Annotated in this window: 14 protein-coding genes, 2 tRNA genes and 1 other RNA gene; 9 read left to right on the top strand and 8 right to left on the bottom strand. The window is 57.2% G+C overall.

Features of this window, described 5'->3' with window-relative positions; all coding sequences use genetic code 11:
- The first annotated feature begins 40 nt into the window (after positions 1–40).
- On the top strand, positions 41–1,447 hold the full coding sequence (locus EKN83_RS01285) for a YchO/YchP family invasin (protein WP_126800183.1): 1,407 nt from the start codon (positions 41–43) through the stop codon (positions 1,445–1,447).
- A gap of 3 nt (positions 1,448–1,450) precedes the next feature.
- On the opposite strand, the gene narL is transcribed toward EKN83_RS01285, so the two are convergent.
- Together narL and narX are read right to left on the bottom strand one after the other, a co-directional pair.
- A complete protein-coding gene (gene narL, locus EKN83_RS01280; RefSeq protein WP_008499531.1) occupies positions 1,451–2,101 on the bottom strand; it encodes a two-component system response regulator NarL in 651 nt (216 codons plus the stop codon).
- Complete coding sequence (narX, locus tag EKN83_RS01275; protein WP_025756540.1) at positions 2,094–3,890, bottom strand: nitrate/nitrite two-component system sensor histidine kinase NarX; 1,797 nt, start codon at positions 3,888–3,890, stop codon at positions 2,094–2,096. The genes narL and narX overlap by 8 nt, the downstream gene beginning before the upstream one ends.
- A 309-nt stretch (positions 3,891–4,199) precedes the next feature.
- Between narX and EKN83_RS01270 the strand changes: the two genes are divergently transcribed.
- The 5 genes from EKN83_RS01270 to narI all read left to right on the top strand — a co-directional run bounded on the left by EKN83_RS01270 (position 4,200) and on the right by narI (position 12,637).
- Complete coding sequence (locus tag EKN83_RS01270; protein WP_095449167.1) at positions 4,200–5,594, top strand: NarK family nitrate/nitrite MFS transporter; 1,395 nt, start codon at positions 4,200–4,202, stop codon at positions 5,592–5,594.
- Between the two features lie 383 nt (positions 5,595–5,977).
- Positions 5,978–9,721: a nitrate reductase subunit alpha gene (locus tag EKN83_RS01265; protein ID WP_126800182.1), complete on the top strand. Its 3,744-nt coding sequence runs from the start codon at positions 5,978–5,980 to the stop codon at positions 9,719–9,721.
- Complete coding sequence (narH, locus tag EKN83_RS01260) at positions 9,718–11,253, top strand: nitrate reductase subunit beta (protein WP_025756543.1); 1,536 nt, start codon at positions 9,718–9,720, stop codon at positions 11,251–11,253. The genes EKN83_RS01265 and narH overlap by 4 nt, the downstream gene beginning before the upstream one ends.
- Entirely contained in the window at positions 11,250–11,960 is a 711-nt protein-coding gene (gene narJ / locus EKN83_RS01255) for a nitrate reductase molybdenum cofactor assembly chaperone (RefSeq protein WP_045286273.1), read from the top strand. The genes narH and narJ overlap by 4 nt, the downstream gene beginning before the upstream one ends.
- Positions 11,960–12,637 carry a respiratory nitrate reductase subunit gamma gene (gene narI / locus EKN83_RS01250; protein ID WP_045286274.1) on the top strand — a complete coding sequence of 226 codons (678 nt, stop codon included), beginning with the start codon at positions 11,960–11,962 and terminating at the stop codon, positions 12,635–12,637. Before narJ ends, narI begins: the two co-directional genes overlap by 1 nt.
- Here the strand turns inward: narI and EKN83_RS01245 are convergent.
- Complete coding sequence (locus EKN83_RS01245; RefSeq protein WP_126800206.1) at positions 12,634–13,530, bottom strand: DMT family transporter; 897 nt, start codon at positions 13,528–13,530, stop codon at positions 12,634–12,636. The two genes, narI and EKN83_RS01245, sit on opposite strands and share 4 nt — an antisense overlap.
- Before the next feature lie 107 nt (positions 13,531–13,637).
- Between EKN83_RS01245 and EKN83_RS01240 the strand changes: the two genes are divergently transcribed.
- Positions 13,638–14,081, top strand: coding sequence for an Lrp/AsnC family transcriptional regulator (locus tag EKN83_RS01240; RefSeq protein ID WP_126800205.1), 444 nt, complete (start codon positions 13,638–13,640; stop codon positions 14,079–14,081).
- Positions 14,082–14,086: 5 nt separating this feature from the next.
- Here EKN83_RS01240 and EKN83_RS01235 read toward each other — a convergent pair.
- The 5 genes from EKN83_RS01235 to EKN83_RS01215 all read right to left on the bottom strand — a co-directional run bounded on the left by EKN83_RS01235 (position 14,087) and on the right by EKN83_RS01215 (position 15,959).
- Positions 14,087–14,204, bottom strand: a non-coding RNA gene (locus EKN83_RS01235) — RtT sRNA.
- Positions 14,205–14,250: 46 nt separating this feature from the next.
- Positions 14,251–14,335, bottom strand: a tRNA-Tyr gene (locus EKN83_RS01230).
- A 35-nt stretch (positions 14,336–14,370) separates the two neighbouring features.
- Positions 14,371–14,455: transfer RNA gene (locus tag EKN83_RS01225), tRNA-Tyr, on the bottom strand.
- Between the two features lie 156 nt (positions 14,456–14,611).
- Positions 14,612–15,454, bottom strand: a complete 843-nt coding sequence (gene purU / locus EKN83_RS01220; RefSeq protein ID WP_014832256.1) for a formyltetrahydrofolate deformylase — start codon at positions 15,452–15,454, stop codon at positions 14,612–14,614.
- A gap of 46 nt (positions 15,455–15,500) precedes the next feature.
- A complete protein-coding gene (locus EKN83_RS01215) occupies positions 15,501–15,959 on the bottom strand; it encodes a YchJ family protein (protein WP_047958841.1) in 459 nt (152 codons plus the stop codon).
- Between the two features lie 114 nt (positions 15,960–16,073).
- Between EKN83_RS01215 and rssA the strand changes: the two genes are divergently transcribed.
- Entirely contained in the window at positions 16,074–16,976 is a 903-nt protein-coding gene (gene rssA / locus EKN83_RS01210; RefSeq protein WP_045286277.1) for a patatin-like phospholipase RssA, read from the top strand.
- 91 nt (positions 16,977–17,067) lie between these two features.
- Positions 17,068–18,081, top strand: coding sequence for a two-component system response regulator RssB (gene rssB / locus EKN83_RS01205; protein WP_045286278.1), 1,014 nt, complete (start codon positions 17,068–17,070; stop codon positions 18,079–18,081).
- Positions 18,082–18,211: the final 130 nt, after the last annotated feature.

Genomic DNA, 18,211 nt, shown 5'->3' with positions numbered 1-18,211 from the left:
AGAGTTTATTCATAAACACAGGTTCTTATTGACGACGCTGATGGCTGTACCGTCCCGCTTTCGTTTGCTGTTTTTACTCTCCTTTCTTACGGTCGGAGCCGTTCACGGTGCGCCGAATTCCTTTATGCATCAGGCTCTGAATCCCTTTGATAATAACGGGGACAGTTTGCCCGACCTTGGTATGGCGACGCCCACAGGCGAGGGGGAAAAACACCTGGCCGAAATGGCGAAAGCCTTTGGCGAAGCCAGTATGACCGACAACGGCCTGACAACCGGCGAGCAGGCACGTCAGTTTGCCTTTGGTCAGGTGCGCGACGCGGTGAGCGGCGAAGTGAACCAGCAGATTGAGTCCTGGCTGTCGCCCTGGGGGAACGCCAGCGTGAACGTGCTGGTGGATAACGAGGGCAAATTCAACGGCAGCAGCGGGAGCTGGTTTATCCCCTGGAACGATAACAACCGCTACCTGAGCTGGAGCCAGCTTGGCCTGACGCAGCAGACGGATGGTCTGGTCAGTAACGCCGGCATCGGGCAGCGCTGGATCGCCGGGAAATGGCTGCTGGGCTATAACACCTTTTACGATAATCTGCTGGATGAAAACCTGCAGCGTGCCGGGCTGGGCGCGGAAGTGTGGGGGGAAAATCTGCACCTGTCGGCGAACTATTATCAGCCCTTTGCCAGCTGGCGTGAGCGCTCGGACATTCAGGAGCAGCGCATGGCGCGCGGATATGACGTGACGGCCAACGCCTGGCTGCCGTGGTTCCATCACCTGAATACCAGCCTCAGCGTTGAGCAATATTTTGGTGATAACGTCGACCTGTTCAATAGCGGCACCGGCTATCACAACCCGGTGGCAGTCAACCTGGGACTTAACTATACCCCCGTTCCGCTGGTGACGTTGACCGCTGCGCATAAGCAGGGTGAGAGTGGCGAGAGCCAGAATAACCTCGGGCTGAAGCTCAACTACCGCTTTGGCGTGCCGCTGGCCAAACAGCTTTCAGCCAGTGAAGTCGCCGCCACGCGCTCCCTGCGCGGAAGCCGCTATGATTCGCCGGAGCGCAACAGCCTGCCGGTGATGGAGTTCCGCCAGCGCAAAACGCTGTCCGTCTGGCTGGCCACGCCGCCGTGGGATCTGAAAGGGGGCGAAACCGTCATGCTGAAGCTGCAGATTCGCAGCACGCACGGCATCCGCCAGATCCACTGGCAGGGGGATACGCAGGCGTTGAGTCTGACATCGCCGGCTAAAAGCAACAGCAGCGACGGCTGGAGCGTGATCATGCCCGCCTGGGATGACCGGGAAGGGGCGTCAAACCGCTGGCACCTGTCGGCGGTGGTGGAAGATGAGAAAGGCCAGCGCGTCTCGTCTAATGAAATCACGCTGACCGTGGTGCAACCGCTGGTCGCATTGCCTGACGACGACCCGCGCTGGAAGCTGCTGCCGGATGAATAACCCTTAAAAAATGCGTTCCTGGTGAACCCATACCGCGGCTTCCACGCGCGATTTTAGCTTCATTTTCTTCAGCATATGCTTCACATGCACTTTGACCGTGCTTTCGGTGATATCCAGGCGGCGGGCGATCATTTTGTTCGGCAGCCCCTGGGCAATGAGCTTGAGAATATCGCGCTCGCGCGGGGTTAACTGGCTGACGTCACGGTCCGAGGTGGCGCGGTTTGCCCGCAGGCTGGCGGCGAGGACCGGCGTTAAGGCTTCGCTGAGCACCATCTCGCCCGCCGCCGCCTGCTGCAGTGCCTTAAGCAGATCTTCCGGCTCCATATCTTTCAGCAGATAGCCATCCGCCCCGCGCTTGAGCGCCGTGACCACATCCTCTTCGTGGTTCGACACGCTAAAGACGACAATGCGCCCGGAGAGCGATTTTTCCCGCAGCTTGTCGAGGGTTTCCAGACCGTTCATGCCCGGCATATTCAGATCGAGCAGGATCAGATCGGGATCGAGGGATTCGGCAAGCTCAATGCCCTGTTCGCCGTTGCTGGCTTCGCCGACCACGGTGATATCGGGTGCCATGCTGACCAGCTGTTTCACGCCAGTACGCAGCATCGGATGGTCGTCGATCAGCAGGATGGATGCCGGTTCCTGATTAGTCATGGGTATCTCCTTGAGCAATTGTGAGCGGTTTCTCGGGAATAAAGGTGACGACAACTTCCGTGCCACCCGTCTCTCTCCGGCGAACCTGGCAATCACCGCGCAGGCTTTGGGCGCGGTCTCGCATAATAATTAAACCATAGTGGTTCGTGCGTTCGGCATTTTCCGGCACGCCGCGGCCGTTGTCGTGAACCGTCAGCTTCACCTGATTGTTGTGCTGGCTGACGGTGACCGTTACCGCCGTCGCGCCGGCATGCTTAAGCACGTTGCTCAGCGCTTCGCGGGCGATCTGCAGTAAATGGATGGCCTGATGGGAGGGGACAAACCGCGGCGGCAGCTGGTAATCCAGCTTCACCGGGAACCCCAGCCGGGCGCTAAATTCGTGACAGCTGGCTTCCAGCGCCGGGCGCAGGCCCGGCTCGGTCAGCTGCAGACGGAAGGTGGTCAGCAGCTCGCGAAGCTGGATCCAGGAGGTATTCAGCTCGTTGCGGATCTGGCTCAGCAGCTGCTTGTTGCTTTCCGGCATCTCAGCATCCTGCATCTGCAGGCAACTGACCTGCATTTTCATACAGGAGAGCGACTGGGCGATGGAGTCGTGCAGTTCGCGGGCGATGGTCGCGCGCTCTTCCATGACGATCAGCTGCTGCTGTTTTTCCTGATGCCTGTCGAGCGCCAGCGTGGCCGTTAACTGTTCAACCAGCGTATCCACCAGCTGCTGCTGGTCGTGGCTCAGGTGGCGTCCGGTTGGCAGGGTGGCCAGCAGAATGCCGTACTGGGTGTGGCTGTCCGTCAGACGCCACTTCAGGGTGGTGCCGCCGGAGGTCAGCGGCGGCAGGCCGCGAGGGCAAAGATGGCAGCCTTTGTCATCGCAGGACATATCCGACTGACAGGTAAATTCCTGATGGTTCTCTTCGTCTTCCACATCGTAGACCCGCAGCTCCAGGTCGCGCAGCAGGGTCAGATTTTGCAAACCGTTCAGCACCGGCGAGAGACGTTCGCATAACGGCACCTGCATGTGCAGGCGGCGGTTGGCCTGCCACAGGAAGGAGAGGATCTCGTTTTTCTGCTCAAGGCCCGCCGTTTTTTCCTGCACGCGCTGTTCCAGCACCGCGTAACTCTCGGAAAGCTCTGCCGACATGGTGTTGAGCGCCTGGCCGAGCATCGCCATCTCGTTGCGTCCGCTGATGTGCGTGCGCTGGGTGAAATCGCGCGCGGTGACCGCGCGGGCCATCGCCAGCAGCTGTTTCCAGGGATTCAACAGCCGGGCGCGAAGCCAGACGATAGTGAAGATCAGCAGCAGCCCCATAAACAGCGCCATTGCCCGGTGCACCATTACCACCCGGTCGATGCGTAGTTCGGTGGTCTGGTCGAACGCGGAGACCAGCGCGTCAATGCGCGTAACGAACCCCGCCACGTCCTGGGCAACCGCCTCTGTACTGTGCGCCTGTTTCAGGCCCGGCTGCAGCTGGGTGTGCCAGTACCCCTGAAGGGCTTTAAGCTGGGATTGTTGACCGGCGCGAATGGCGGCATTTTCCAGCTCGGGGCTGAACGCGGTGCGCTCCATTTCATCAATTAAGGGCCGATCGGCCTGCGTCAGGGGAACCGATGCCAGCAGGCGATAACTCTGCATGCGTAGTGAGCCTGCCTCATTAATGGCATGCGCATTACCCTGTACCCCCTGTACCAGCCAGCCGGAGATCGCCATGCCGGTCACGCCGATGGCGGTGGACAGCAAAACAATCAGGGCGAGCTGATTCACGAGCGTCAGCGGAGATAAACATCTTTTTAACATAGAGTTGGCGTGCTCCTGACGTGGCCTGCTTGCAGGAATGGCGCTATTCTGGTGCATACCCTGGAGTATACCCATACCAATAAAGGATTACCCCTAAATTGCCAACGGAGTAGGGGGCAGAACGCGGGGGTGGCAGGAACGCGTCAGCGCCGTGAAAAACCACGTCTTTTTTGTCGAATTAACCTACTCACTAAGGATAAGCCCTTTTTTTGTGCCGCAAATCCTCCCACTTTTCCTTTGATTTATATCAACTTACCGCCGCCCTAAAACCCTAATGTTTGCAGCATCATTCGAGAATCAGAGGTGTCTATGAGTCACTCATCCGCTCCCGAAAGGGAAAGTGGTGCCGTTATTACAGACTGGCGTCCAGAGGATCCGGCGTTCTGGCAACAGCGCGGCCATCGTGTTGCAAGCCGGAATCTGTGGATTTCCGTTCCGTGCTTGCTGTTAGCGTTTTGCGTATGGATGTTGTTTAGTGCAGTGGCGGTCAACCTGCCGAAAGTTGGGTTTACGTTTACGACCGATCAGCTGTTTATGTTGACGGCGTTACCGTCGCTGTCGGGTGCGCTGCTGCGTGTCCCTTACGCGTTTATGGTACCGGTCTTTGGCGGTCGTCGCTGGACGGCGTTCAGCACGGGCATCATGATCGTTCCTTGCGTCTGGCTCGGCTTCGCGGTGCAGGATACCTCCACGCCGTTCAGCGTGTTCGTGATTATCTCTCTGCTGTGCGGTTTTGCCGGGGCGAACTTCGCCTCCAGTATGGCAAACATCAGCTTCTTCTTCCCGAAAGCGAAGCAGGGCGGTGCGCTGGGCATTAACGGCGGTCTGGGGAATATGGGCGTCAGCGTGATGCAGCTGATTGCGCCGCTGGCGATTTCGGTTTCCATTTTTGCGGCCTTTGGCGGCGGTGGCGTTGAGCAGGCGGATGGTTCATCCCTGTACCTGCAAAATGCGGCCTGGATTTGGGTGCCATTCCTGGTGGTGTTCACCCTTGCAGCCTGGTTCTTTATGAATGACCTGTCCGCGTCGAAAGCGTCGCTGAGCGAACAGCTGCCGGTGCTGAAGCGTGGGCACCTGTGGGTGATGGCGCTCCTGTATCTGGCCACCTTCGGTTCGTTTATCGGTTTCTCGGCGGGCTTCGCTATGCTGTCGAAAACGCAGTTCCCGGAAATTCAGATCCTGCACTTTGCCTTCTTCGGGCCGTTTATTGGTGCCCTGGCGCGTTCCGTTGGCGGCATGATCTCTGACCGTCTCGGCGGGACGCGCGTAACGCTGGTTAACTTCGTCGTGATGGCGGTCTTCTGTGCGCTGCTGTTCCTGACGCTGCCGGCAGACGGACAGGGCGGTAACTTCATCGCCTTCTTCGGGGTGTTTATGGTGCTGTTCCTGACGGCCGGGCTGGGGAGTGCGTCCACCTTCCAGATGATCTCCGTGATCTTCCGTAAGCTGACCATGGATCGCGTGAAGGCGCAGGGGGGAAGCGAAGAGCAGGCCATGCGTGAAGCGGCGACCGATACGGCGGCGGCACTGGGCTTTATCTCTGCGATTGGCGCGATTGGCGGCTTCTTTATCCCGAAAGCGTTTGGTATTTCGCTGGAGCTGACCGGCTCTCCGGCGGGCGCAATGAAAGTTTTCCTTGTCTTCTATATCGCCTGCGTCGTGATCACGTGGCTGGTATATGGGCGTAATACTAAGAAAAAATAAGTAAGTGTGATTATCCGTTTACGCGGCCTTCGGGTCGCGTTTTTTTTGCTGATAATTAGTTACAACATACTGAAATGCGCGCAGAGGAAACCAGCGGGTAACACTGTGATCGCCATCGCTTTACAGGGGGGTCTACCCCTTAATACCTGAGATGTTAACGAGCGCCCTGTTTTTTGTATGGTAAAAAACAAATAATCTTATATATCAATGAGATGAGTAGTTTCAAAAAATACCGCTTTGGTGGTATTCAGCGTAACCCCACCCCGGAAAGTCCCGCGTCGTCTTGATCGTTATCAATTCTCCCCCTCTTTCAGGGCGTTACCTTCGCTGCAAATCAGCAATGTCGATTTAGAGAGCCACAGGCTCCACACAGGAGATACCCGATGAGCAAATTTTTGGACCGGTTTCGCTACTTCAAACAGAAGGGCGAAACTTTTGCCGATGGGCACGGCCAGGTTCTGGATACCAACCGGGACTGGGAAGACGGTTACCGCCAGCGTTGGCAGCATGACAAAGTCGTCCGTTCAACCCACGGTGTGAACTGTACTGGCTCATGTAGCTGGAAGATTTTCGTTAAAAACGGTCTGGTGACCTGGGAAATGCAGCAGACCGACTATCCGCGCACCCGTCCGGATATGCCAAACCACGAACCGCGCGGCTGCCCGCGTGGCGCCAGCTACTCCTGGTATCTCTACAGCGCGAACCGCCTCAAATACCCGCTGATGCGCAAGCGCCTGATGAAAATGTGGCGCGAAGCGAAGGTACAGCACAGCGATCCGGTTGATGCCTGGGCCTCCATTATTGAAGATGCGGACAAAGCGAAAAGCTTTAAGCAGGCCCGCGGCCGCGGCGGCTTTGTGCGTTCTTCCTGGAAAGAGGTCAACGAGCTGATTGCCGCTTCCAACGTCTACACCGTTAAAACCTACGGTCCTGACCGCGTGGCGGGCTTCTCGCCGATCCCGGCGATGTCGATGGTCTCTTATGCCTCCGGCGCGCGCTATCTCTCCTTAATCGGCGGCACCTGCCTGAGCTTCTACGACTGGTACTGCGACCTGCCGCCAGCCTCGCCGCAGACCTGGGGCGAGCAGACCGACGTGCCGGAATCCGCGGACTGGTACAACTCCAGCTACATCATCGCCTGGGGCTCTAACGTGCCGCAGACCCGTACGCCGGACGCGCACTTCTTTACCGAAGTGCGTTACAAAGGCACCAAAACCGTGGCGGTAACCCCGGACTACGCCGAAATCGCCAAGCTGTGCGACCTGTGGCTGGCACCGAAGCAGGGTACCGATGCCGCGATGGCGATGGCGATGGGCCACGTCATGCTGCGCGAGTTCCACCTGGATAAGCCTAGCCAGTACTTCACCGACTACGTCCGCCGCTACACCGACATGCCAATGCTGGTGATGCTGGAAGAACGTGACGGGTACTACGCCGCGGGCCGCACCCTGCGCGCCGCCGATCTGGTGGATGCGCTGGGTCAGGAAAATAACCCTGAGTGGAAAACCGTCGCGTACAACAGCAACGGCGAGCTGGTGGCGCCAAACGGCTCTATCGGCTTCCGCTGGGGCGAGAAGGGCAAGTGGAACCTTGAGCAGCGTAACGGCACGACGGGCGAAGAGACGGAACTGCGTCTGAGCATGCTGGGTAGCCAGGACGAGATCGCCGAGGTCGGCTTCGCGTACTTCGGCGGCGAAGGTTCCGAACATTTCAACAAGGTTGAGCTGCAGAACGTCCTGATGCATAAGCTGCCGGTGAAACGCCTGCAGCTGGCCGACGGCTCTACCGCGCTGGTCACTACCGTTTATGACCTGACCATGGCGAACTACGGCCTGGAGCGTGGTCTGAACGATGAAAACTGTGCGACCAGCTATGACGACGTGAAAGCCTACACCCCGGCATGGGCGGAACAGATCACCGGCGTACCTCGCGCGCAGATCGTGCGTATCGCCCGTGAGTTCGCTGAAAACGCCGACAAGACCCACGGCCGTTCGATGATCATCGTCGGTGCGGGTCTGAACCACTGGTATCACCTGGATATGAACTACCGTGGTCTGATCAACATGCTGATTTTCTGCGGCTGTGTCGGTCAGAGCGGCGGCGGCTGGGCGCATTACGTAGGCCAGGAAAAACTGCGTCCGCAGACTGGCTGGCAGCCGCTGGCGTTTGCCCTCGACTGGCAGCGCCCGGCACGCCATATGAACAGCACCTCTTACTTCTATAACCACTCCAGCCAGTGGCGCTACGAAACGGTCACCGCCCAGGAGCTGCTGTCGCCGATGGCGGATAAATCCCGCTACAGCGGCCACCTGATTGACTTCAACGTGCGTGCTGAGCGCATGGGCTGGCTGCCGTCTGCACCTCAGCTGGGCACCAACCCGCTGCGCATCGCGGAAGAGGCGAAGAAGGCGGGGATGTCGCCGGTGGATTACACCGTGAAATCACTGAAGGATGGCTCAATCCGTTTCGCGGCAGAACAGCCGGAAAACGGGAAAAACCATCCGCGTAACCTGTTTATCTGGCGCTCCAACCTGCTGGGCTCGTCCGGTAAAGGTCACGAGTACATGCTGAAATACCTGCTGGGTACTGAAAACGGCATTCAGGGGAAAGATCTCGGCAAGCAGGGCGGCGTGAAGCCGGAAGAGGTGGAGTGGAAAGACAACGGTCTCGACGGCAAGCTGGATCTGGTGGTGACCCTCGACTTCCGTCTCTCCAGCACCTGCCTGTACTCCGACATCGTGCTGCCTACCGCCACCTGGTACGAAAAAGACGACATGAATACCTCGGATATGCATCCGTTTATTCATCCGCTGTCTGCGGCCGTTGACCCGGCGTGGGAATCGAAAAGCGACTGGGATATCTACAAGGACATCGCGAAGAAATTCTCTGAGGTCTGCGTAGGGCACCTCGGCAAAGAGACCGACGTGGTGACGCTGCCAATCCAGCACGACTCCGCTGCCGAACTGGCTCAACCGCTGGACGTGAAGGACTGGAAAAAAGGCGAGTGCGATCTGATCCCGGGCGTGACTGCGCCGCACATTATTCCGGTGGAACGTGATTACCCGGCAACGTACGAACGCTTTACCTCTATCGGCCCGCTGATGGAGAAAATCGGTAACGGCGGGAAAGGGATTGCCTGGAACACCCAGAGCGAAATGGATCTGCTGCGCAAGCTTAACTACACCAAAGCGGACGGCCCGGCGAAAGGTCAGCCCTGCCTTAACACGGCGATTGATGCCGCAGAGATGATCCTGACCCTGGCACCGGAAACCAACGGTCACGTCGCGGTGAAAGCCTGGGCGGCGCTGAGTGAGTTTACCGGTCGCGATCATACGCACCTGGCGAAGAATAAAGAGGAAGAGAAAATCCGCTTCCGCGATATTCAGGCGCAGCCGCGCAAGATTATCTCCAGCCCGACCTGGTCTGGCCTCGAAGATGAGCATGTCTCTTACAACGCTGGCTACACCAACGTTCACGAGCTGATCCCATGGCGCACCCTCTCCGGCCGTCAGTCACTGTATCAGGATCACCAGTGGATGCGCGACTTCGGTGAAAGCCTGCTGGTTTACCGTCCGCCAATCGACACCCGCTCTGTGAAAACCGTAATGGGTGCGAAATCGAACGGTAACCCGGAGAAGGCGCTGAACTTCCTGACGCCGCACCAGAAGTGGGGGATCCACTCCACCTACAGCGACAACCTGCTGATGCTGACCCTGTCGCGCGGTGGTCCGATTGTCTGGATGAGCGAAACGGACGCCAAAGATCTGGGTATCGAAGATAACGACTGGATCGAAGTGTTCAACAGTAACGGTGCCCTGACGGCGCGGGCGGTGGTGAGCCAGCGCGTACCGGCCGGGATGACCATGATGTACCACGCGCAGGAGCGTATCGTGAACCTGCCGGGGTCAGAGATCACCGAGCAGCGCGGCGGGATCCACAACTCCGTGACCCGTATTACGCCGAAACCGACCCATATGATCGGTGGCTATGCCCAGCTGGCCTACGGCTTTAACTACTACGGTACCGTAGGTTCGAACCGCGATGAGTTCGTGGTGGTACGTAAGATGAAGAATATTAACTGGTTAGACGGCGAAGGTAATGACCAGGTACAGGAGAGCGTAAAATGAAAATTCGTTCACAAGTCGGCATGGTGCTGAATCTGGATAAATGCATCGGCTGTCATACCTGCTCGGTCACCTGTAAAAACGTCTGGACCAGCCGTGAAGGTATGGAGTATGCCTGGTTCAACAACGTGGAAAGTAAGCCGGGCACCGGCTTCCCGACCGACTGGGAAAACCAGGAGAAGTGGAAGGGCGGCTGGATCCGCAAAATCAACGGTAAGCTGCAGCCGCGCATGGGTAACCGCGCTTTGCTTCTGGGAAAAATCTTCGCTAACCCGCATCTGCCGGGCATTGAGGATTATTACGAGCCGTTTGACTACGACTATCAGAACCTGCACAACGCGCCGGAAAGCAAACACCAGCCGATCGCCCGTCCTCGCTCGCTGATCACCGGTCAGCGCATGGACAAAATTACCAGCGGTCCAAACTGGGAAGAGATCCTGGGCGGCGAGTTCGAAAAACGCGCCAAAGACCAGAATTTCGAGAACATGCAGAAGGCGATGTACGGCCAGTTCGAAAACACCTTCATGATGTATCTGCCGCGCCTGTGCGAGCACTGCCTCAACCCGGCGTGCGTGGCGACCTGCCCGAGCGGTGCCATCTACAAGCGTGAAGAAGACGGCATTGTCCTTATCGACCAGGACAAGTGCCGCGGCTGGCGGATGTGCATCACCGGCTGCCCGTACAAAAAAATCTACTTCAACTGGAAGAGCGGCAAGTCTGAGAAGTGCATCTTCTGCTACCCGCGTATTGAAGCCGGTATGCCGACCGTTTGCTCCGAGAGCTGCGTAGGCCGTATCCGCTACCTCGGCGTGCTGCTGTACGACGCGGACGCAATTGAAAACGCTGCCAGCACCGAGCACGAGAAAGATCTGTATCAGCGTCAGCTGGACGTGTTCCTCGACCCGAACGATCCGAAGGTGATTGAGCAGGCGCTGAAGGACGGCATTCCGCAGAGCGTGATTGACGCCGCGCAGCAGTCTCCGGTGTACAAAATGGCGATGGACTGGAAACTGGCCCTGCCGCTGCACCCGGAATACCGCACGCTGCCTATGGTCTGGTACGTGCCGCCTCTGTCGCCGATTCAGTCAGCCGCGGATGCGGGCGAGCTGGGCAGTAACGGCATTCTGCCGGACGTGGAAAGCCTGCGTATCCCGGTTCAGTATCTGGCAAACCTGCTGACCGCAGGCGATACCCAGCCGGTACTGCTGGCGCTGAAACGTATGCTGGCGATGCGCCACTTCAAACGTGCCGAAACCGTGGACGGCGTGACCGATACCCGCGCGCTGGAAGAGGTCGGTCTGACCGAAGCGCAGGCGCAGGAGATGTACCGCTACCTGGCGATTGCCAACTACGAAGATCGTTTCGTGGTGCCGAGCAGCCACCGTGAACTGGCCCGCGAAGCCTTCCCGGAGAAAAATGGCTGTGGCTTTACCTTTGGCGACGGCTGCCACGGGTCAGACAGCAAATTCAATCTGTTCAACAGCCGCCGCATCGACGCCATGGATGTGACCAGTAAAACGGAGCCGCACTCATGATTGAACTCGTCATTGTTTCGCGTCTGCTGGAGTACCCGGATGCTGCACTGGTGCAGCATCAGCAGGAGCTGTTTGATGCACTCGCGTCATCCGAAAACCTGGATAAAGAGGATGCCCAGCAGCTTGGGGTTTTCCTCCGCGACCTGTTAGCGCGCGATCTTCTCGATGCGCAGGCGGACTACAGCCAGCTGTTTGACCGCGGGCGGGCAACCTCGCTGCTGCTGTTTGAACATGTTCACGGTGAGTCCCGCGACCGCGGTCAGGCGATGGTCGACCTGATGGCGCAGTACGAGCAGCACGGCCTGCAGCTCGACAGCCGCGAGCTGCCGGACCATCTGCCGCTCTATCTGGAGTATCTGGCGCAGCTGCCGAAAGAGGAGGCGCTGGGTGGTCTGCAGGACATCGCGCCGATCCTTGCGCTGCTCGGCGCGCGGCTTCAGCAGCGCGAGAGCCGCTACGCGGTGCTGTTCGACCTGCTGGTGAAGCTGGCCAACGCGTCGGTCGACAGTGAAAAAGTGGCGGAGAAAATCGCCGATGAAGCCCGGGACGATACCCCGCAGGCGCTGGATGCCGTCTGGGAGGAAGAACAGGTGAAATTCTTTGCTGACCAGAGCTGTGGCGAGTCTGAAATTTCTGCTCACCAGCGTCGTTTTGCCGGTGCCGTTGCCCCGCAATATTTGAATATCTCTAACGGAGGACAGCAATAATGCACTTCCTGAATATGTTCTTCTTTGATATCTACCCGTATATCGCGGGCACCGTGTTCCTGGTGGGAAGTTGGCTGCGTTATGACTACGGCCAGTATACCTGGCGCGCTGGCTCCAGCCAGATGCTGGATCGTAAAGGGATGCATGTGGCCTCTAACCTGTTCCACATCGGTATTCTGGGCATTTTTGCCGGCCACTTCCTCGGCATGCTGACGCCGCACTGGATGTACGAAGCGTGGCTGCCCATTGAGGTGAAGCAGAAGATGGCGATGATCGCCGGGGGGGCCTGCGGGGTGATGACCCTGGTGGGGGGCCTGCTGCTGTTGAAGCGTCGTCTGTTCAGCCCCCGCGTGCGGGCAACCACCACCGGGGCGGACATCCTGATCCTCTCCCTTTTGATGGTACAGTGCGCGCTGGGTCTGCTGACCATTCCGTTCTCGGCGCAGCATATGGACGGCAGTGAAATGATGAAGCTGGTGGGCTGGGCGCAGTCAGTGGTGACTTTCCACGGTGGTGCATCTGAACATCTGGACGGCGTGGCGTTTATCTTCCGCGTTCATCTGGTGCTGGGGATGACGCTGTTTGTGTTATTCCCGTTCTCTCGCCTGGTGCACATCTGGAGCGCGCCGGTGGAATACCTGACGCGCAAATACCAGATTGTACGCGCCCGTCGCTAATTTGCCGTTTTGATACCAACCCCGCACTCGCGGGGTTTTTTTTCGCCCCAGCCCAGGTTATTGCCCGCTGCAGCAAACAGGATCAGCGCGCCGCCCGCCAGCTGCGTCAGGTTCAGCGAGTGTCCGAATACCAGATTATCAACAACGATCGCCACTACCGGATAGATAAACGACAGCGAGCCGGTAATGGGCGTCGGCAGCTTCTGAATCGCACTGTAGAGCAGTTGATACATAATGCCGGTATGGACAATGCCCAGCGTCAGCAAGATCGGCCAGGGGAAATCGGCGGAGAATGACGGCATGCGGGCAAAGGGCAGAAGCATGACGACGCCCGTCAGTACCTGGATGAAGGCAATGTGCTGCGGCGCAACCGATCTCAGCTTGCGGGCAATGATGGCCGTTACCGCATAGAAGAAGGCTGCGGCCATTGCCAGCCCGATCCCGGCGAGCCAGTCGGCGCCATGTGCGCTGGTCAACTCACTGGAGAGCAAAATGACCACGCCGCCAAAGGCGAGCACCAGCCAGCCCCATTTCACCAGGCTGACACGCTCGCCGAAAAGCATCCCCATCAGTACCAGCATAAACGGCTGGGTGTTATACACCACGGTCGAAAGACCAATCGAGATCCGTTCATAGGCGGCGAAGAGCAGCAGCCAGTTCACCACTAATGCCGCTCCGCCGAGGATCGCCAGCAGCAGCGTCGTGCGGGTGAGGGGGCTAAACGGCTTTCGACTCATGCGAATAAAAATGAACAGTGCCAGTGCCCCTATCAGGCAGCGCCAGAACACCACTTCCGTTACCGGCAGACCGGATAGTAAAACAAACGCGCCAATTGAGCCGGAAATTAACATCGCCAGGCTCATTTGCCAGACGCCTTTATGGAAATCACGCATCATTCACCTCCTGATTGATGACGTTATTGTCGAAAATGGCTGTCGTGTTTTACAGGGGTGATATAAGGTTGAAGAGCTGAATGACTTTTTAAAATTAGGTGAAAATGATGGAATGCCTTCTTGATGATATCGACCGACAAATCTTAGCCTGTCTGGTTGAGGATGCGCGTATGTCCCTGAAGGTGCTCAGCGGGCGTATCGGGCTGACGTCACCCAGCACGGCAGAGCGCCTGAAAAGGCTGGAAGAGCGCGGTGTGATTCAGGGGTATAGCGCGCGGGTGAACCTGGCGGCGTTGGGGTATACGCTGCAGGCGCTGGTGCGCGTACGGCCGCTGCCGGGGCTGTTGCATAAAGTGGATAAGTACATTCAGGCAATGCCGGAGTGTATTGAGAGCGACAAAGTGACCGGGGAGGACTGCTTTGTTATCCGGCTGGTGGTGCGGTCAATCGAACAGCTTGATGCGCTGCTGGACGGGCTGGCGGAGCATGCCCAGTGCAATACGTCGATTGTGAAAAGCACGCCGGTGACGCGACGTTTGCCACCGATGTAGCCATCTGTCGCCGGGTGGCGGCTGCGCCTCGCCCTTCGGGTCGTTGCCTGCGGCAACGCTTTCTCGCTACGCTCGAATCGAACCTTAGTCGAAGCTTCTCATCCTTCCCCGTTACGGAAATTCATGATGCCCGGTGCGAACAGAGAGTTTAGAGTCGTATGGGAATTGATGGTGGTGGGGGAAGGATTCGAACCTTCGAAGTCGATGACGGCAGATTTACAGTCTGCTCCCTTTGGCCGCTCGGGAACCCCACCAGGGGTAATTCAAATTTTGAGGTGATGCTGAGAGATGGTGGTGGGGGAAGGATTCGAACCTTCGAAGTCGATGACGGCAGATTTACAGTCTGCTCCCTTTGGCCGCTCGGGAACCCCACCACGGGGTAATGCTATTAACTGGCCTGCTTCCTGCTGGAAGCGGGGCGCATCATATCAAATGAGGCGCCCCTGTAAAGCATTCCTTTAGTGAAATGACGTCGTTTGCCTGCTTTTTATCCGTAAAGGTGCAAAGCTAATCAATTCATTTCCCTGGGATTAAAGAATAATGGTTCTGTTACCGTAAACGAAGACCCGCTGCGCCAGCACCTGATACAGCGCACGGCTGAGCACATTCTTCTCAACGTCGCGCCCGGCGCGCATCATGTCCTCAGCCGTGTAGGTGTGATCCACATGAATCACGTCCTGCATGATGATAGGACCTTCATCCAGGTTGTCATTCACGTAGTGCGCCGTGGCTCCGATGATCTTCACGCCACGCTCATAGGCCTGATGGTAAGGACGCGCACCGATAAAGGCCGGCAGGAACGAGTGGTGAATGTTGATAATCTTATTCGGGAAGCGCGCCACGAAGGATGGCGTCAGCACGCGCATATATTTCGCCAGCACCACGTAGTCCGGGTTGTGCGCTTCAATGGCCTGCGCCATCAGGTTGTCGTGTTCTTCACGGGTGTGGCCTTCATGGCTGACCAGCTCGAACGGAATATCAAAACGCTCGACCAGCGTGCGCAGCGTCTCGTGGTTGCCGATAACGGCGGCAATTTCGACGTCCAGACCGCCGTAGTTGGCTTTCATCAGCAGATCGCCCAGGCAATGTGCCTCTTTGGTCACCAGAATCACGATGCGGCGTCGGCCTGCGGGGGTCAGTTCACGCACGGAGCCTTCCGGCAGCGCGCTGTCCAGATCGGCAAGCAGGGTGGTGTCGTTGAAAATACCTTCCAGTTCGGTACGCATGAAGAAACGTCCGGTACGGTGGTCAACGAACTCGTTGTTCTGCACGATATTCAGTTCATGCTTGTAACAAATGTTGGTAATTCGTGCGATCAGTCCTTTTTGATCGGGACAGATGGTGCGCAGAACTTTACGTTGTAGTGATTGCATCGCCGGGAAATCCTGTTTGTATTTGCGAAGTCTGGGTTGTCAGGCGTTACTGCCCGCAACACTTTTTAAATTTTTTACCTGAACCACACGGGCAGGGATCGTTACGACCAAACTGTGGGCGCGTTCCGTCAATATAATACCATTGCCCGCTTTCCTTTAAGAACCGGGAACGTTCGATAATGGCGCCAGGCTTATTATTCTCGGTAAAGCGGGCCACAAAGCTGACATAACCCTCATCAGCATGACTCCCGGTTGAGGATTCATAGACGGTAAGGCCAAGCCATTGCGTACTGGCGAACCCGGCTTCGATCTCCTGTCTGAATTCCGCCGCGTGGCAGGACGGGTGCCAGGTTTTAATCAGGTAGTCTGCGTCTTTGATCACAAAAGCAGTGTACCGTGAACGCATGAGGTGTGACGGGTCTGGTGCAACCTGATCGCCAGAAAGATATCGCTGGCAACATAGGCTATACTCCAGAGCGCTACCACAAGGGCAGAGTTGAGACACGATTCTCTTCCTGGAACAATAAATAAAGGCGTTAAACGCTTCGGGTAGCACTATGTTAACTGAGCTGTTGCGTTGATGCTATGTCAGGAATCCAGGGGACGTAAAACAGGGCTAATGAGAAAGGTTAAAATTGGACTGGCGCTGGGCTCAGGTGCAGCCCGCGGATGGTCACATATCGGCGTGATTAACGCGTTAAAACAGATGGGTGTTGACGTCGATATTGTTGCAGGGTGTTCAATCGGCTCGCTTGTCGGCTCCGCTTACGCGTGCGGGAAGCTGCCGGAGCTCGAGACCTGGGTGCGTTCCTTCAGTTACTGGGACGTGCTTCGTCTGATGGATCTCTCATGGCAGCGTGGCGGACTCTTACGCGGCGAACGCGTCTTTAACCAGTTCCGCCAGGTTATGCCTCTCGAAGACTTCACGGATTGCCAGATGCCGTTCGGCGCCGTCGCGACGAACCTTAGCACCGGTCGCGAGCTTTGGCTGACCGAAGGGGATATCCATCTTGCCGTTCGCGCCTCCTGCAGTATACCGGGCTTAATGGCGCCCGTGCCGCATAACGGCTACTGGCTTGTCGACGGTGGCGTCGTTAATCCGGTCCCCATCTCTCTGACGCGTGCCATGGGGGCAGACATCGTGATTGCCGTGGACCTGCAGCATGATGCCCACCTGATGCAACAGGATCTTATGCCGGTCAATCTGCAGAGCGACGAACCTGAGGGCGAAAAACTGGCCTGGCATGAGCGCCTGCGTGGCCGAATCGGGCGTATGACTGCACGACGCGCGGTGGCGGCCCCGACAGCCATCGAAATCATGACCACCTCAATCCAGGTACTTGAGAACCGCCTCAAGCGAAATCGTATGGCCGGCGACCCGCCAGACATTCTTATTCAACCGTACTGTCCACAAATCTCTACCCTCGATTTCCATCGGGCTGAGGCCGCCATCGCAGCGGGCTCGTTAGCCGTCGAAAAGAAAATGAACGAACTGTTGCCTTTTGTGCGAACAGCACGTTAAGCACCTTTTTTTGACTACTTCAGCAAAATCTGACAGGCGATAGTGCCGATCGCATGCCACTATTTAGTTACTGTCAGCCAGGGGAGGAACCATGACGCAGCCATTGGCCGGAAAACATATTTTGATTGTAGAAGACGAGCCCGTTTTCCGATCGCTACTGGATTCGTGGTTATCCTCACTGGGCGCTAACACGTCACTGGCTGAAGATGGCATCGACGCCCTGGAGAAAATGAACAGCATCACGCCCGATTTGATGATTTGCGACATTGCGATGCCGCGGATGAATGGGCTGAAGCTGGTTGAACATCTGCGTAACGAAGGCAACCAGACGCCGATTCTGGTGATATCCGCCACGGAGAATATGGCGGATATCGCGAAAGCGTTGCGTCTTGGGGTGCAGGATATTCTGCTTAAGCCGGTCAAGGATCTGAACCGGTTACGGGAAACGGTATTAGCCTGTCTTTATCCGAATATGTTTAATTCCCGGGTAGAGGAAGAGGAGCGCCTTTTCCAGGACTGGGATGCCCTGGTCAGCGATCCGCCCGCTGCGGCGAAGCTTTTACAAGAACTCCAGCCGCCCGTTCAGCAAACCATTTCGCATTGCCGTATCAATTATCGTCAACTGGTGGCGGCAGACCAGCCTGGGCTGGTGCTGGATATTGCGCCACTGTCGGATGTCGATCTTGCGTTTTATTCCCTGGATGTCACCCGGGCGGGGGATAACGGCGTATTAGCGGCGTTACTCCTTCGTGCGTTATTTAACGGTTTGCTGCAGGAACAGTTATCGCATCAGGGGCAACGGTTGCCGGAGTTAGGCAGTTTACTCAAACAAGTCAACCAGCTTTTTCGTCAGGCGAATTTACCCGGACAGTTTCCGCTGCTGGTCGGTTATTACCACAGCGGTTTAAAAAATCTTATCCTCGTTTCAGCCGGCCTCAACGCTTCACTGAATACCGGTGAGCACCATATTCAGGTGAGTAACGGTGTGCCGCTTGGGACATTGGGAACGGCGTATCTTAATCAAATAAGCCACCGCTGTTCCTCCTGGCAGTGCCAAATTTGGGGCGCCGGGGGACGGCTACGCTTAATGTTGTCCACGGAATAAGCAATTGGATCTTAATTTTAAGATTGCTTTACCTGTGTTTTACGGGGAGTGCTACTATCGCTGCCCAGATTCATGCGTATTTATCCTAATTGATCGGCAACGCGTTCTTTTCAGACCCGAACTGCGGGGC

The sequence above is a fragment of the Enterobacter sp. WCHEn090032 genome, from assembly GCF_003986875.1.
Classification (GTDB): domain Bacteria; phylum Pseudomonadota; class Gammaproteobacteria; order Enterobacterales; family Enterobacteriaceae; genus Enterobacter; species Enterobacter sichuanensis.
Note: the sequence above shows the minus strand (reverse complement) of the source record. Positions and strands in the feature narration are given on the sequence as shown.